This is a genomic window from Kribbella italica (assembly GCF_014205135.1).
GTDB lineage: Bacteria > Actinomycetota > Actinomycetes > Propionibacteriales > Kribbellaceae > Kribbella > Kribbella italica.
In genome coordinates this window covers 2,575,638-2,590,327 of sequence record NZ_JACHMY010000001.1, presented here as the reverse complement: position 1 = coordinate 2,590,327, position 14,690 = coordinate 2,575,638, and the positions used below count along the sequence as shown (strand labels likewise).

General features: G+C 69.0%; 14 protein-coding genes. 4 read left to right on the top strand and 10 right to left on the bottom strand.

Going from position 1 to position 14,690, the window contains the following annotated elements:
• Nucleotides 1-59: 59 nt before the first annotated feature.
• The 3 genes from HDA39_RS12010 (at nt 60) to HDA39_RS12000 (ending at nt 770) form a co-directional block, all read left to right on the top strand.
• Nucleotides 60-233, top strand: coding sequence for a CsbD family protein (locus HDA39_RS12010; protein WP_184795302.1), 174 nt, complete (start codon nt 60-62; stop codon nt 231-233).
• Nucleotides 234-304: 71 nt separating this feature from the next.
• Nucleotides 305-457 (top strand): hypothetical protein, encoded by a 153-nt coding sequence (locus tag HDA39_RS12005; RefSeq protein WP_184795301.1) that lies wholly within the window; start codon nt 305-307, stop codon nt 455-457.
• A 55-nt stretch (nt 458-512) separates the two neighbouring features.
• Complete coding sequence (locus tag HDA39_RS12000; protein ID WP_184795300.1) at nt 513-770, top strand: GlsB/YeaQ/YmgE family stress response membrane protein; 258 nt, start codon at nt 513-515, stop codon at nt 768-770.
• A gap of 165 nt (nt 771-935) precedes the next feature.
• Here HDA39_RS12000 and HDA39_RS11995 read toward each other — a convergent pair whose 3' ends face one another.
• Nucleotides 936-1,361: a MarR family winged helix-turn-helix transcriptional regulator gene (locus HDA39_RS11995; protein ID WP_184795299.1), complete on the bottom strand. Its 426-nt coding sequence runs from the start codon at nt 1,359-1,361 to the stop codon at nt 936-938.
• Between the two features lie 82 nt (nt 1,362-1,443).
• Here HDA39_RS11995 and HDA39_RS11990 point away from each other — a divergent pair, with 82 nt between their 5' ends.
• Complete coding sequence (locus HDA39_RS11990; protein ID WP_184795298.1) at nt 1,444-3,243, top strand: ABC transporter ATP-binding protein; 1,800 nt, start codon at nt 1,444-1,446, stop codon at nt 3,241-3,243.
• 45 nt (nt 3,244-3,288) lie between these two features.
• On the opposite strand, the gene HDA39_RS11985 is transcribed toward HDA39_RS11990, so the two are convergent.
• The 9 genes from HDA39_RS11985 to HDA39_RS11945 all read right to left on the bottom strand — a co-directional run bounded on the left by HDA39_RS11985 (nt 3,289) and on the right by HDA39_RS11945 (nt 14,681).
• Entirely contained in the window at nt 3,289-4,710 is a 1,422-nt protein-coding gene (locus tag HDA39_RS11985) for a M60 family metallopeptidase (protein ID WP_184795297.1), read from the bottom strand.
• 46 nt (nt 4,711-4,756) lie between these two features.
• A complete protein-coding gene (locus HDA39_RS11980) occupies nt 4,757-5,665 on the bottom strand; it encodes a LysR family transcriptional regulator (RefSeq protein ID WP_184795296.1) in 909 nt (302 codons plus the stop codon).
• A 37-nt stretch (nt 5,666-5,702) separates the two neighbouring features.
• Nucleotides 5,703-7,880 carry an alpha-galactosidase gene (locus HDA39_RS11975; protein WP_184795295.1) on the bottom strand — a complete coding sequence of 726 codons (2,178 nt, stop codon included), beginning with the start codon at nt 7,878-7,880 and terminating at the stop codon, nt 5,703-5,705.
• A gap of 37 nt (nt 7,881-7,917) precedes the next feature.
• A complete protein-coding gene (locus HDA39_RS11970) occupies nt 7,918-8,754 on the bottom strand; it encodes a carbohydrate ABC transporter permease (protein ID WP_184795294.1) in 837 nt (278 codons plus the stop codon).
• Nucleotides 8,747-9,694, bottom strand: a complete 948-nt coding sequence (locus tag HDA39_RS11965; RefSeq protein ID WP_184795293.1) for a carbohydrate ABC transporter permease — start codon at nt 9,692-9,694, stop codon at nt 8,747-8,749. The genes HDA39_RS11970 and HDA39_RS11965 overlap by 8 nt, the downstream gene beginning before the upstream one ends.
• A 1-nt stretch (nt 9,695) precedes the next feature.
• Nucleotides 9,696-10,982 (bottom strand): ABC transporter substrate-binding protein, encoded by a 1,287-nt coding sequence (locus HDA39_RS11960; RefSeq protein WP_184795292.1) that lies wholly within the window; start codon nt 10,980-10,982, stop codon nt 9,696-9,698.
• Nucleotides 10,979-12,034 carry a LacI family DNA-binding transcriptional regulator gene (locus HDA39_RS11955; protein WP_184795291.1) on the bottom strand — a complete coding sequence of 352 codons (1,056 nt, stop codon included), beginning with the start codon at nt 12,032-12,034 and terminating at the stop codon, nt 10,979-10,981. Before HDA39_RS11955 ends, HDA39_RS11960 begins: the two co-directional genes overlap by 4 nt.
• Before the next feature lie 120 nt (nt 12,035-12,154).
• On the bottom strand, nt 12,155-13,609 hold the full coding sequence (locus tag HDA39_RS11950; RefSeq protein WP_184795290.1) for an aldehyde dehydrogenase family protein: 1,455 nt from the start codon (nt 13,607-13,609) through the stop codon (nt 12,155-12,157).
• A gap of 16 nt (nt 13,610-13,625) precedes the next feature.
• Nucleotides 13,626-14,681 (bottom strand): zinc-binding dehydrogenase, encoded by a 1,056-nt coding sequence (locus HDA39_RS11945; RefSeq protein WP_184795289.1) that lies wholly within the window; start codon nt 14,679-14,681, stop codon nt 13,626-13,628.
• Nucleotides 14,682-14,690: the final 9 nt, after the last annotated feature.

Below are 14,690 nucleotides of genomic sequence, written 5' to 3'. Positions count from 1 at the left end.
GGACCGCCCACAGGCACCGACTCCACCAGCGGGCCGGTCAATCACAGGAGATGAATCAGATGGGTATCGCAGACAAGGCCAAGAATGCCGCCGAAGAACTGGCCGGCAAGGCCAAGGAGGCCATCGGCAACGCGACCGACAACAAGGACCTCGAGAACGAAGGCAAGACCGATCAGACCAAGGCCGACGTGAAGAACGCCGGCGAGAATATCAAGGACGCCTTCAAGAAGTAGGGCTTCCGGCGGTGCCGTTGCCCGGCCGCCACTTTGTACGGGCAACGGCACCCACCACGCAAGGAGCACCCGTGAGTAACCACCGCAGCATCGCCAGCCGCGCCTACAGCGCCCTGGGCCGGATCACCTGGAAGGTCATCCGCCGCAAGGCGAAGACCTCCACGAGCCGCAACCACGGATCCAAGCCGGCCACTCGCGCCAAGGCACGCCGCACCAGATCCTGACCCGTCACCGAGCAGCACGATGCTGCGCATCCCCTGAAATCGGAGAACGAACACCATGATCGGATTCATCGTCGCCGGCCTCGTCATCGGAGCCCTGGCCCGCCTGTTCAAGCCCGGCAAGCAGAACCTCGGCTGGATCGCCACCCTGCTCCTCGGCCTGGCCGGCTCCGTCATCGGCGGCGTCGTCGCCAATCTGCTCGGCACCGGGGGCATCTTCGAACTCAACGTCCTCGGCTTCGTCGTCGCCGTCATCGCCGCCGTCATCCTAGTCGGTACCGCTGAGACGTTGACGTCGCGCGGCAGGAAGAACTGACCGCCCCGGTCAGACACCTCAGCTGATGAACCCAGCCTGACGCCGGCGGCGCCGCAGGGCCGGGGCTGACGCCCTGACCGCCGCCGCGCAGGCCATGTTCACGTGGATGATCGCCTTCATCGACCAAGGTCTGCGGGCCACGACCTGACCCCGGCTCCGCGACGCCTAGTGCTCCGAGCGGCGGAGCTTGCGGAGGATGCCGGTCAGGTCGGCGCGCTCCGCTTCGGTGAGGATGCTGAAGTAGGCCTCGGCTTCGGCGTCCCTGGAGGCGCGGATCGCCGCGCCGACCTGGGTGCCCTCGCCGGTCGGCGCTACCAGCGTTGCCCGGCGGTCCTGCGGGTCAGGACGTCGTTCGACCAGGCCGCGATCCTGCAGGGCGTCGACGACTTCGGTGGTCGAGCGGGCCGCGATCCGCAGGTGGTCGGAGAGTTCGCTGAGCCGGAGCGGCCCCTCGCGCAGGAGTACGCCGAGGGCGCGCGCCTGCGACGGCGCGATGTCCCACGGGGCCAGGGTCTTCTTCCGCAGGTGGCGCAGCTGATGAGCGACTCCCCAGAACGTCTCGGGGAGGGTCTCCTCTTCGTCATCGGCCATGGGAATACCGTACCAACCAATCGTGTTGTAACCTCATTATGAGGTAACCTCAGTATATGTCCCCGACAGAACGGAACCTGCCTTGGATCACGACAATTCGGAGCGCGGCCGCCGAGGCGGCCCGAAATCGGCCACAGCCGCCGAGAAGGCCCAGGCCCGCGAGGTCTCGCTGGCCCGGATCGGACGGCTCTTCACTGCCCACAAACTGTCCCTCGCCGTCGTCACGGCGATCATCGTCGCATCATCCGTGGTGGCGATGGCGTCACCCTTCCTGCTCCGCGCGGTCATCGACACCGCCCTGCCGCGGCAGGACCTGAACCTCCTGGTCTGGCTGGTGATCGGCATGGTCGCCGTCGCCGCCGTGACCTCGGCCCTGGGCGTCGTCCAGACCTGGATCAGTACGACGGTCGGCCAGCAGGTCATGCACCGGCTGCGGACCGACGTGTTCGCCCATCTGCAGCGCCAGTCGATCGCGTTCTTCACCCGGACCCGCACGGGCGAGGTGCAGTCGCGCATCACCAACGACATCGGGGGAATGGAACCCGTCGTCACGTCGACGGCCACCTCGATCGCCTCCAACCTCACCACGGCGATCGCCACGGCCGTGGCGATGCTCGCCCTCTCGTGGCAGCTCTCGCTCATCTCGCTGGTCGTGATGCCCCCGGCCATCTACCTGACCCGCAAGGTCGCCCGGATGCGCCGCGCCATCACCGTGCAACGACAGCGCGAACTGGCCGATCTCAACGTCACCGTCGAGGAAGGCCTGTCGATCAGCGGGATCCAGCTCAGCAAGACCATGGGCACCGCCTCGACCCTGGTCGAGCGCTTCACCGATTCGTCGGCCCGCCTGATCGACCTGGAGCTCCGCTCGGAGCTGGCCGGCCGGTGGCGGATGGCCTCGATGAGCGTCATCTTCGCGGCCATCCCGGCGATCATCTACCTGAGCGCCGGTCTGCCGGGCACTGCCGGAACCCTGTCCATCGGCACCCTGATCGCCTTCACGACCCTGCAGGCCGGCCTGTTCCGGCCGCTGATGGGACTGCTCAACGTCGGGATCGCGCTCACCACTTCGCTGGCCTTGTTCGCGCGCATCTTCGAGTACCTCGACCTGCCGATCGACGTCGACGACCCGGCCGACCCGGTCGAGATCGACCCGGCCCGCCTCGAAGGCCACGTCCGCTTCGAGGACGTCACCTTCGCCTACCCGGGCAGCGAGACGGCCGCCGTGGCCGGCGTAAGCCTGGACGTTCCGGCCGGTACGACGCTGGCGCTGGTCGGTGAGACCGGCTCGGGCAAGAGCACCCTCGCCTCGTTGGTCGCGCGGCTCTACGACCCGACCAGCGGACGCGTCACCATCGACGGCATCGACCTGCGCGATCTGCGACTGGCCGATCTCGCCGGAGTGGTCGGCGTCGTCAGCCAGGAGACCTACCTGCTGCACACCACGGTGCGCGAGAACCTCCGGTACGCCAAGCCCGACGCCACCGACGCGGAGATCGAGGACGCGGCCCGCGCCGCCCAGGTGCACGAGCTGATCGCCGCACTCCCGGACGGCTACGACACCATGGTCGGGTCGCGAGGACACCGCTTCTCGGGCGGCGAGAAGCAACGGATCGCGATCGCTCGCACGCTGCTGCGCAACCCTCGGGTGCTGGTCCTGGACGAGGCCACCAGTGCCCTGGACACCGAGACCGAGCGTGCCGTCCAGCAGGCGTTCGACCGGCTCTCCGAGGGCCGGACCACCATCACCATCGCCCACCGGCTGTCAACGGTGCGCGACGCCGACCAGCTCGTCGTGATCGACCACGGACGGGTGATCGAGTCAGGAACGCACGCCACCCTGGTCGAGAGCAACGGCCGCTACGCCCGCCTCGCCACCTGAGCTGACGGACTTCCCTGTCCCACACCATGACCGAAACGGTCGGGATCAGTTGGGCCAGACGCTGGCCTCGTCGAGGTTGGTCTCCCGGAGCGTGGCCAGGTCGAGCGCCGGTACGGGCACGCCCAGGCGCCGGACGTTCGTCCGGGTCTGGTCGGTGACGGTGACGCCCCAGCCGGCCCAGAAGTCGGTGAGGTCGACCCGGGCGGCGAGACTGGTCGTCCACACCACGTTCTGCCAGCGGGTGAGGTCCTGCTCGGCGGGCGTCGCGCCACCGTCCGGCAGGTGCGCGTACTGCTGACGCACCACCCGGTACCAGTCGGTCAGGACCCGTTCGCCATAGGCGATCCGGAGCTGTTCGAAGATCAGCTGCTGCCACTTCACGGCCTTGATGTCGGTCGCACCTCGCGAGGCCATCAGATCGTCCCAGCGCGACGTGCCGGACTTGTTGATCGCCCGGGCCCGCGGCTGCTGGCCGTAGGCCTCGGCGAACCGGCGCTGGACGGCGTACGAGAAGTTCTCGTTGGTCTGCTCGCCGAGTGCACCGGGGGTGACCTTGTCGATCTGATGCTGGTGACCGAGCTCGTGGTAGATGCCCCAGCCGTGGGTCCGAACGCCCTTGAGCGTCAGGACGTCGGGGTGCTCGCTCTCGGAGTAGGTGGTGAACTGGAACCACGCCTGAGCCCCCGCGCCCGGGATGTTGCCCGGGTACCCGACCAGGTGGTGCGGCCCGGAAGGACTCGGCGAGTCGGCGTCGAGCCCGTACCCGGCCAGCCGATCCTCGATCTCGATCACCCGGTCGATAGAGCGCAGCAGGGCGGCGTGGTTCTCGTCGCGGTAGCGCAGCACCTGGTGCCGGTGGAAGCTCAGCAGCGCCTGCTCGCCGATCAGTTCGACGAACGGCGTGTCGTGCCGGTCGAGCTGCTGCTGGAAGTCCCGCTCGGAGGTGACGCCGAGCTGGAAGGTGGGCACCGGGCGGGTCTTCCCGGCGATGGTGACCTTCGCTGTGCTGCGGGACTTACGCTGCTCGACCGGCCAGCTGAAGTAGATCGGGCCACCGTACGGGTCGGACACCCGGTTGGTCCCTTCCGCCAACGGGTAAGGCCGGGTGTGGTCGATGTTCTGGCCGTTCTCGTCGCGCTGGGTGTTGGGTGCGCCGATGGTGATCGTCGGGAGCGGATCGCCGCCGCGGAGCGAGGCGTCGAGAGTGACCGTGAGTACGTCGCCCGGCGCGACGTAGTGCCCGGTCGGCTGCAGATCCGTGCGAGGGCTGTACGTGACGCAGAGCTCGGCGCGGTCGGCGTCGGCCGAGCGTCGCGGCTTGACGGCGAACGTGAGCACGCCGGCCTTGGCGGTGGGACTCGTCGCGGCCTCGGCCGCCACCGGTGTCAGAGTCGCGGCGCCGGCGATCGTGCTGCCGGCGATCAGGCGCAGGGCGCCGCGTCGGGTCAGGTGGGCGGAATCGATCATGAGTGTTCCTTCCGTGAGGCAGGGGACGGAGAAGGCGGACGGCCGCTCAGAGAGTTGCCGAGGGCCCGGGAATTGCGAGTTGTCGCGCGGCGCGCAGGTGTTCGATCAGAGCCCGGGTGGCCGGTGCCAGGTGACGCTGGGGTGAGTAGACCAGGAAGTACTCGTGCTGTGGCGTGACGTCGCTGAGCCGCCGGGTCTTCAGCAGCCCCGCGTCGACCCACGCCCGTACGGCGCTCTCAGGCACCAGGGAGACGCCGGCGCCGGCGGCTACCGCCTCGTTGACCGCGGTGGTTCCACTGAGCTGGGCCACGACGGTCGTGTCGTACGTCTTGAGCAGCTCTTGCTGCTGGTTCAGGGTGAGGGAGCCGTCTTCCCGAGCAACCAGCGGAAGCCCCGCGAGGGCCGCGACCGTCAGGACGTCCGGCAGCTCCATCCCGGCCGGGGCTGCCACTACCAGGTCGTCGGTGGTGAAGGGCTCGTACGTCAGTTCGCGGGACGGTGGCTGCAGCGGAGTGACGGCCAGTTCGGCTTCGTCGGCCTCGACCGAGCTCCAGACCTGCTCGGTGTTGCTGACCCGGAGCGACACGGTGATCTCGTGGTGCTCGCGCTGGAAGTCGGCGATCAGGGCGGGGAGCACGTGGTTGCCCACGCTCGACGTCGCGGCCAGGCGGACCGAGCCGCGCCGCAGGCCGCGGAACTGCTGGATCAGCTGCTCGGCGCCCTCGAGGTCGGCCAGGATCTTGTCGATCCGTTCGTACAGCGCAGCTCCGGCTTCGGTGAGCGTGATCCCCGGCCGCGACCGGACGAACAACGCGATGCCGTAGTGCTGCTCCAGCTTGCGGATCTGGTTGGAGACGTGGGGCTGCGAGGTGTAAGCCTCGCGGGCGGCGACCGAGAAGGACAGGTTGCGAGCCACTGCGCGGAACATCTCGAGCTGCTGCAGGCTGACGGCCATCAGGTCACGCTCCTCGGTGTCGTCGGGTGTGCACTCGTCAGCCCACGGCCGTGACGTGGATGAGGATCGAGTGCTCGGGAGGCTGGTTGGGGAGCTGCACGCCGACGCTCTCCAAGGCGGCGCCGGTGACCACAGCGGTCCGGTCGTCCCACCAGCGAGGCGGGGCGAACCCAAGGTCCGCGTCACCGATGTGCACGGGTTCGAGCCGGTAGCCGCGCGTGGCGTCCAGCCCGCGCAGCCGCGCCCGTGGGGGAGTGGAGGCCGCCCCCCACGCCATCGCGGCCACCGCGTACAGCGCCTCGGATCGATCGGCGGCGACCACGCCGTGCAGCCAGAGGTCGTCCGCCGGGTCGGGACCTCGCAGTACGGTGCCTCGATTGATCAGGCCGCGGTGCTGCTTGTAGAGCGCGATCCAGTCGGCCAGCTCGCGCAGTTGCTCCGGTGTCGCGGCGTCGAGGTCCCACTCGACGCCGTAGTGACCGAACAGCGCGGTCGCCGCCCGGAACGACAAGTCGTGCGTGCGACCAGTGGTGTGCGACCGAGGAGAACCGATGTGTGAACCCATCAGCTCCGGAGGCAGCAGTTGGCCGGTCCAGCGCATCAGGCGTTGCCGTTCCAGCGGGTCGATGCAGTCCGACACCCACACCCGGTCGGTGCGCTCCAGGATCCCCAGGTCGATCCGGCCACCACCCGCCGCGCAGGACTCGATCTCCAGCGCGGGGAACCGCTCCTTGAGCTCGTCGAGCAACCGGTACGCCGCCAGGGTCTGGGCGTGCTCGACGGGCGCTCCGCCGGCCGACTGCAGTCCCGCCTCGAGGTGATCGCGGTTGTGATCCCATTTGAGGTAGTCGATCTCGTACTCGGCGATCACCGCGACGAGCTGATCGTGAACGGTGCTGAAGCACTCGGGGATGGAGAGGTTCAGCACGTGCTGGCTGCGTTGTTCGCGGGGCAGGACGGAGCGGGCGGCCATGATCCAGTCCGGATGGGCGCGGGCCAGGTCCGAATCCAGGTTGACCATCTCGGGCTCGAACCACAGCCCGAACTGCATGCCGTGGCTCCGGACCGCCTTCACCAGCGGGTGCAGCCCGTCGGGCCAGACGTCGGGCGAGACCGTCCAGTCACCCAGTCCGGCACGGGAGTCGCGCCGAGCGCCGAACCAGCCGTCGTCGAGGACGAACCGTTCGATCCCGACCTCGGCCGCGCGGTCGGCCAAGGCGATCAACCGGTCCGGGTCGTGGTCGAAGTAGACCGCTTCCCACACGTTCAGTGTGACCGGCCGGTCGCTCGACACGTGGTGGGGCCGGTTGCGCAGATAGTTGTGGAAGCGGTGCGCGACGGCGTCCAGCCCGACGCCGTACGACGCGTAGAGCCACGGCGTGGTGTAGCACTGGCCGGTGGCCAGCCGCAGCTCGCCGGGGAGCAGGAGCTCTCCACCGCCGAGCAGCCGTACGCCGGCGCTGTCGTGCTCGGCGAAGTGCCGGTGGTTGCCGCTCCACGCCACGTGGATTCCCCAGGCCTCACCGGTGCAGAAGGTCGCGCCGGGCTCCAGGGCGTGGACGACAGTGGCCGCGTCGAGGCCGGTCCGGCCCCGCCGGCCTTCTCGCAGGTGCGTGCCGACGGTGAACTCGTGCCGCTGGGCCTGACGCTCCATCCCCCAACGACCGCCGAAGTCCAGGATCTCGGTCGCCTGGCTGGGGACCGGGACGTTGAGGGACAGCTCGCCGAGCTCGAACTCGGTGCCGTCGTTCGTCAGCGTCGCGCGGAGCCGGACCAGTCCCGACTCCAGCAGTTCGATCACCAGGTGCAGGGTGAGTGCGGCCTCCTCGTCGACGGCCTCGACACCGAGTGTGCCCGCGCCGGCCTCGGTGAAGCCGGTGACCGGGTGCTCGTTCAGCTCGACGGACGTGGTGCGGAACGACGTCGACCACGAACGGCCGTGGCGCGAGCCCTTGAGGCCGGCGCGACCGAACCAGCCTGTGGTCGGATCGGTGATCACGGCAACCTCGCCGGCCGGCATCTCGCCGGGTAGCCGGCTGTGCGGATCGCTGATGACGTCGAGGCCGGCGGCACCGGCCGCGGACTGCGGACCGAGATCGGCTCCCCAGTGGCGGACCCGGGGCAGTCCGGTGCGGTCGACGAGGACGAGGAGGGAACACCCGGCCGATCGCAGATGGATCACGGAGGCGGGGACGGACTCCAGGGGAGTGCTCACGCTGAAGAGCTCCTTGGTTGCTGCGAGGTGGAGGTGGTCAGCCCTTCATGCCGGCGAACGCCAGCCCGGAGATCACCCGGCGTTGCAGGGCGATGAAAAGCACGATCATGGGCAGCATGATCAGCAGCGAGACGGCCATGATCTGGGGGTAGAAGGTCTGGTGCTCGCCGGTGAACGACGCGATCCCGACGGCCAGCGTCATGTCTTCGGACCGTGAGGCCACGATCAGCGGCCACAGGAAAGCGCCCCAGGAGTCGATGAAGGTGATCACGGCCAGCGCGGAGACACCGGGCAGGGCGAGCGGGAGCATGATCCGGAAGAAGATGGTCGCCGGTCCGGCGCCGTCGATCCGGCCCGCTTCCTCGAGCTCCTTGGGCAGGCCGAGGAAGAACTGGCGCATCATGAAGGTGCCGAACAGGCTGACCAGTCCCGGTGCGACCAGCCCGGCCATGGAGTTGAGCCAGCCGAGGTTCTGGACGATCTGGTACTGGCTGATCAGCAGCAGTTCGCCGGGAATCATCAGGATCGACAGCAGGAGCGCGAACGTGACGTTCTTGAGCGGGAACCGCATCCGTGCGAAGGCGTAGCCCGCCATCGAGCAGAACAGGACCTGGCTGGCCGTCCGGATGACCGAGAACACGGCGGTGTTGCGCAACTGGTCCCAGAACGGGAACGAGCTGATCCCGTTCACGTAGTTGTCCCAGCGCAGGTCCCCGGGCAGCAGCTGCTTGGGAATCGACTGCACCTCGGCGTTGGTCATGAACGAGGCCGACAGTTGGTAGAGGAACGGGAAGACCATCATGAACCCGCCGACGCCGAGGACGACGTACGCGGCGAGGTTGGAGCCCTGCCGGGCGCCGGCGCGACTAGGCATAGTGCACCCACCTGCGCTGCAGCCGGAACTGGACGAAGGTGACGGCCGCGATGATCAGCAGCAGCACGATCCCGATCGCGGCGGCGTACCCCTTGTCGTTGACCATGAAACCCTTGCTGTAGAAGAAGAACACCAGGGTCTGGGTCTGCTTGATCACCGGGCTGGTGTTGCCGATCATCAAGAAGATCAGGTCGAAGACCTTGAACGCCCCGATCGCGCTCATCACGGTGAGGAAGAAGATGCTCGGGGTGAGCAGCGGGACGGTGACGTGGACCAGCTGCTGAAACCTGCTGGCGCCGTCCAGCTCGGCGGCCTCGTACAGGTCGTCGGGGATCGCCTGCAGCCCCGCGCCCAGGATGATCATGTTGAACCCGAGACTGGTCCAGATGCCGACGATCCCGACCGCGACGACCGCGACGACCGGCGTCTGCAGCCAGTACGGACCGTCGATGCCGACGATCGACAGGGCGTAGTTGATCATCCCGTAGTCGCCGTTGTAGAGCAGCTTCCACACCACTGAGACCGCGGCCGGCACGGTGACGACCGGCAGGAAGAACAGCACCCGGAACAGGCTGCGGAACCGGAGTCCCGGCCGGTTGAGCAGGCCGGCCAGCCACACGGCGAGCGGAATGCCCGCGAGCGCGACCACGGCGTACAGCACGGTGTTGCCCAGGGCAACGAGAAGCTCGGGGTCGGCGAACAGTCTGGTGTAGTTGGCGGTGCCGATCCAGGTCGTGCCGCCGAAAGCACCCCATTCGGTGAAGCTGAAGTAGAAGGACTGGAAGGTCGGCCAGACGTAGAACAGTCCGACGCCCGCGAGGGTCGGGGCCACGAAGACCCAGGGCGTCACCCCGTCGTAGCGGTTCCTGCGCCGGCGGGTCGTGGCCGTGGGACGGGCAGGTGCCGCGCTGCGCGCGCGGTCGGCCGTGGAGACGGTCATCTCACTCCTTGGCCAGCGCGGCGTTCATCTGCTCGGCCAGCTTCTTGCCCACCGACTCGGCCGACTCCTTGCCCTGCCACAGCGGGGCCAGCGTCGGTGCCTCGAGCTGGTCCCACGCCTTGGTGTTCTTCGACGTCGGGTACAGGTAGGCGTCCTTCGCGGCGTCGATGAAGACCTGGAGGTTCCAGTCCGGAACGGTCTTCAGGAAGGCGCCCTGGCTGCCCTCGTACGACGGGATGACCGCGCCGGTGGCGGCGATCGACCGGGCGAACTCGGGACCGGCCAGCCACTTGAGCACTTCCCGGGCCGCGGCCTTGTTCTTCGACTGCGCCGAGATGACGGTGGCGGTGCCGTTGAGAACGCACTGGTTCGTCTTCTTGGTGGGCAGCCGGACCACCTGGATGTCCTTGGCGTGCTTGGACGCCGCGACGTCGGCGAGGTTGTACGACGCCGCCCACGTCATCGCGCCCTTGCCGTTGATGAACCAGTCCATGCCGCTGACGTCGGTCAGCTGCTGGATGGTCGGCGCCGTGCCGTTGGTCAGCACGTCGGCGAAGAACTTCAGGCCCTCGACGGTCTCGGGCAGGTCGTACCCGGACTTGGTGCGGTCCGGGTTGATCACGTAGCCGCCGGCGGCCGGGATCGAGTTGTAGTAGGTGGTCTGGGAGTCGCCCATCGTCGGCGTGAAACCGTAGATCCCCTTGCTCTTCAACTTCGCGCTGATCTCGGCGGCAGTGCCGAGGAACTCGTCCCAGGTCCAGTCGTCGGTCGGCGGCTTCAGGCCGAGCTGATCGAAGATGGCACGGTTGTAGAACAGCGCGACCGAGTCGAAGTTGTTCGGTACGGCGTACTGCTTGCCGTCCCAGACGTAGCGCTCCACCAGGGCCTTGGGGTACTTCGACAGATCGAGCTGACCGTCGGAGACCAGTTGGTCGATCGGGTCGATCTTGCCCTCGGCGGCGTACAGGTCGAACTGGACGCCGTTCATCGCGAACACGTCGGGAGCGGTGCCCGAGCTCGCCTGGGTCTGGAGCTTGGTGAAGTAGTCCTTCCACGGGGTGAAGGTCGAGGCGACGGAGATCCCGGGGAACTGCTTCTGGAAGGCCGGCAGCTGCTGCTTGATGACAGCGGGCGTGATCTCCTCCCACGCGGTGTAGGTCAGGCTGGCCTTGTCGCTGCTGCCTTCCGCGCCCGCGCCACCACCGGCGCCGCCGTTGTCGCCGCAGCCGCCCACGGCTCCGGCGACGGCTGCCGCCGCGAGCCCGGCGAGGAATCCACGTCTGTTCATGAGGTACGTCCTTTCGATCGGTGGTCCCCGCTGGTGGTGGGCCGGCCCGTGGAGTCCCGCTGGATCAACGACCAGTCCAGAACGGTCCGCGTCGGCGGCGACTCGTCCCCGAGGGCCCGGCGACGAACCAGCCGGGCGATCTCACCGGGTTCGTCGGTCGCGCCGACAGTGGTCAGCGCGGGGGTGCTGACCGTTCCGTCGGGGATGTTGCCGGCGCCGATCACCGACAGCTGCCCCGGAATCGAGACCCCGAGCCGTTCGGCCGCCTTCACGACGCTCAGGGCCAGGTAGTCCGAGGCGCAGAAGATCGCGGTGGGCGGTTCCGGCAGGGTCAGGAGGTCGATCGCGGTCTGGTAACCGCCGATCGGAGTGGGCCCGGTGGCGCGCAGGAAGCCTTCCGGCACGCCGAGCCCGGCGGCCTTCAGTTCGTCCAGGTAGATCGCGGCCCGGGTGGCGCGGGTCTCGCTGTGGGGTTCGACGGTCAGGCAGGCGATCCGGCGATGACCGAGGCCGATCAGGTGCCGCATCGACAGTCGGCACCCGTCGGTGGCGCGGGAGTCGATGATGTCGTAGCCGTCTCCCGGCAGCTTGTCGCCGAGCACGATGATCCGCAGCCCGGTGGCGACCAGTTCCTCGACGTGCTCCTGGTCCCCGGGCTCGGCCAGGCCGTCGATGAACACCGCGTCGGGGTTCATCCGCTGCAGAGCGCGGTACCAGTTGCCGTCGGGGATGACGAGTGCCTGGACGTCGTGCTCCTCCAGCTCGGTGCTGACCGCCGTGACGACCGTCTGCACCCACGGGTCGTACGACGTCGTCATGGCGAGCAGCACTTGCCCGGTCCGGCCGGTCCGGGTGGCGTGTGCCGAGGCGTTGACCCGGTAGTGCAAGCGGCGGGCCGACTCGCGGACCCGCCGCTCGGTGTCGTCGCCGACCTTCGCACGCGGGTCGACCTTGCTGCGGCCGGCCAGCACGTACGAGGCGGTGGCGATCGAGACACCGGCGTCGCGAGCGACCTGCTGCAGGGTGGTGCGGCGCTTGCCGGTCGGTGCCATTCGAGCCTCCTCGGTGACCTGTTGAACGTCTTAAACGTTTAAGCGACTGTACGAGCCGACCGTTGGCTCGGACAAGACGCGGGCCATGCGCGGTTGCAAATACCCGCATCACCGGGCCGCTCAGTACGCGATGCAGGCCGATCGCAGGTCGGTGTAGAAGTTCCACACGTCGGGGGAGCACTCCGGCGCTCCGAGCTGGGACGCCTTGGCGCCCATGTGCGGCAGGTGGGCGTACGCGCCGACGCCGGGACGGTTCACGTGCAGCATCCCGGCCTCGAAGTCCTGCAGAGCCTGGAACATCAGCGCCGGGTTCTGCGTGAAGATCGTGCCGGACATCCCGTACCGCACCGAGTTGGAGATCCGCATCGCGTCCGCGTAGCCGTCGCAGTCGATGACGGACAGGACAGGTCCGAACACCTCTTCCTGCGCGATCTCGCTGTCCCACGGTACGTCGACCAGCACGGTCGGCTCGACGAACCATCCCTTGCTGTCCGTTGTTGCCGCGCTGCCGCCGGCCGCCACCGTCGCTCCGGCGCGGCGGGCCGACTCGACGCCGTCGAGGCACGCCTGCCTGCGGACCTCGTTCACGACCGGACCGATGTCCGCCCACTCCTGGTCGCCCGGCCCGACCCGCATCGCGGCGACCCGCGGGACCAGGCGCCCCAGCAGTTCGTCCTTCACCGCCCGGTCGACGATGATGCGGCTCGTCGCGCTGCACCGCTGACCGCTCTGGCCGAACGCGCCGTGCACGATCGCGTCGACCGCGGCGTCGAGGTCGGCGTCGGCGAGAACGATCAGCGCGTTCTTGCCGCCGAGCTCGAGCTGGGTCCGCAGCAGCCGGTGGGCGCCCGCGCCGTTGATCGCCTGCCCGACCGGCAGCGAGCCGGTGAACGAGATCCCCTTCACCCGTTCGTCCGCGACCAGCGTCTCGCCCGGGACGCGATCGCCCTGCACGAGGTTGAGCACCCCGGCCGGTACGCCGGCGTCCGTGAACGCCTGCACCAGCAGCGCCGAAGTCCACGGCGTCAGCGGGGACGGCTTCAGTACGGCGGTGCACCCGGCGATCAGGGCGGGCGCGACCTTCCACATCGGGATCGCGAGCGGGAAGTTCCACGGCGTGATCAGCCCGACCACACCGAGCGGCCGCCGGAAGGTGACGGCAAGCGTGCGTGGCTCCTCGGCCGGGGTGGTCACACCGTTCAGCCGGCGGGCCTCACCGACGGTGAAGTCGAGGATCGCGAGTGATCGACGGACCTCGCCGCGGGCCTCGCTGATCCGCTTGCCCTGCTCGCGGGTGATGGCGGCGGCTAACTGCTCGATCCGGTCCTCGATCAGCCGACCGGCCTTGGCGACCAGTGTGCCACGCTCGATCGGGCCGAGCTGGTCCCAGTCCGCGGCGGCCGCCGCGGCGGCGTCGATCGCGGCTGTCGTGTCCGGTTCGCCGGACTCGGCGAAGCTGCCGATGACGTCGTCGACCTCGGCCGGGTTGACGTTGTCGCGGGTCTCGCCGGAGCTGCTCGGTCGCCAGCAGCCGTCGATGTGGTTGAGCAGGTGATCGGCGTACGGGGAGGTCATGGGGTGTCCTCTGGGGTCAGCTCGTCGAGAGCGCGATGCGGGGCGCGGTGCCGCGGCGGGCTTCGGCCACCGCGGCGTCGATCTCGGTGAGGGGAAAGGGCGTGGGCACCAGGTCGGCGAACAGGCTCTGCGCCGGCGTCTCGTGCAGGAAGCGGACCGCCTCGGCGAGGTCGTCGACGCGGTAGTTGTGACAGCCGACGATCCGGCTGAGGTTGCGGACGAATCCGCTCGGCTCGAACGCCACAGCCGGTCCGGGCGACACCGAGCCGATCAGCGCGACGGTCCCGTCGAGGGCGACCAGGTCGATCGCGGACTGCACGGCCGCGCTGTTGCCGGACAGCTCGAGTACGACGTCGGCGCCGTACTCTTCGATCGCGGCGGCCAGGTCGGCCGGCCCGCAGACCACATCGGCGCCGAACTGCTCGGCGAGGTCGCGTCGGCTTCCATCGACGTCACTGGCGATCACGTGGGTCGCGCCGCGTTCGCGGGCGTAGGCCACGGCGGTCAGACCGAGCATGCCGCAGCCGATCACGACCACGGTGTCGCCGGCGGCCAGGTCAGCGCGCCGCGCGGCGCACACGACCGTCGCGGTCGCGCAGTTGGCCGGGGCAGCGACAGCGGCAGGTAGTCCGGCCGGGACCGCGACCAGGCCCGTGCCGGCGATGAGGTGGACAGCCGACGCCATCCCGCCGTTGAGACGCCAGTGGTCGTCCATCGCCTCGTGCCCGTACTTGCGGACCGTCGTGCACTTCTGCGGTACGCCGCGAGCGCAGCGCCGGCAGGTCCCGCACGCCGTACCGATGGTCCACGTCACCCGATCGCCGGCAGCGGCCGGCGTACCGTCGGACAGTGCTGCCGTCGTACCGATCGCAGCGATTCTCCCGACGGCTTCGTGGCCGAGCACGGTCGGCAGCGGTGTCGGCCGGTCGCCCGCGATCGTGTGCAGGTCGCTGCCGCAGATCGTCGCCAGCTCGAGCTCGACCAGGACCTCGCCGGGCCGCAGCTCGGGGAGCGCTTCCTGGACCAGGCTGAATCCTTCGCCGTTCCACACCGCGGCTGTTGCCTTGGTCATCGAACCCCC

Coding starts and splice junctions, on each gene's coding strand:
- HDA39_RS11980 (WP_184795296.1), bottom strand. CDS start 5,665: ATGGCCGTCAGCCTGCAGCAGCTCGAGATGTTCCGCGCAGTGGCTCGC.
- HDA39_RS11950 (WP_184795290.1), bottom strand. CDS start 13,609: ATGACCTCCCCGTACGCCGATCACCTGCTCAACCACATCGACGGCTGC.
- HDA39_RS11960 (WP_184795292.1), bottom strand. CDS start 10,982: ATGAACAGACGTGGATTCCTCGCCGGGCTCGCGGCGGCAGCCGTCGCC.
- HDA39_RS11955 (WP_184795291.1), bottom strand. CDS start 12,034: ATGGCACCGACCGGCAAGCGCCGCACCACCCTGCAGCAGGTCGCTCGC.
- HDA39_RS12000 (WP_184795300.1), top strand. CDS start 513: ATGATCGGATTCATCGTCGCCGGCCTCGTCATCGGAGCCCTGGCCCGC.
- HDA39_RS11985 (WP_184795297.1), bottom strand. CDS start 4,710: ATGATCGATTCCGCCCACCTGACCCGACGCGGCGCCCTGCGCCTGATC.
- HDA39_RS11970 (WP_184795294.1), bottom strand. CDS start 8,754: ATGCCTAGTCGCGCCGGCGCCCGGCAGGGCTCCAACCTCGCCGCGTAC.
- HDA39_RS11945 (WP_184795289.1), bottom strand. CDS start 14,681: ATGACCAAGGCAACAGCCGCGGTGTGGAACGGCGAAGGATTCAGCCTG.
- HDA39_RS11965 (WP_184795293.1), bottom strand. CDS start 9,694: ATGACCGTCTCCACGGCCGACCGCGCGCGCAGCGCGGCACCTGCCCGT.
- HDA39_RS12010 (WP_184795302.1), top strand. CDS start 60: ATGGGTATCGCAGACAAGGCCAAGAATGCCGCCGAAGAACTGGCCGGC.
- HDA39_RS11995 (WP_184795299.1), bottom strand. CDS start 1,361: ATGGCCGATGACGAAGAGGAGACCCTCCCCGAGACGTTCTGGGGAGTC.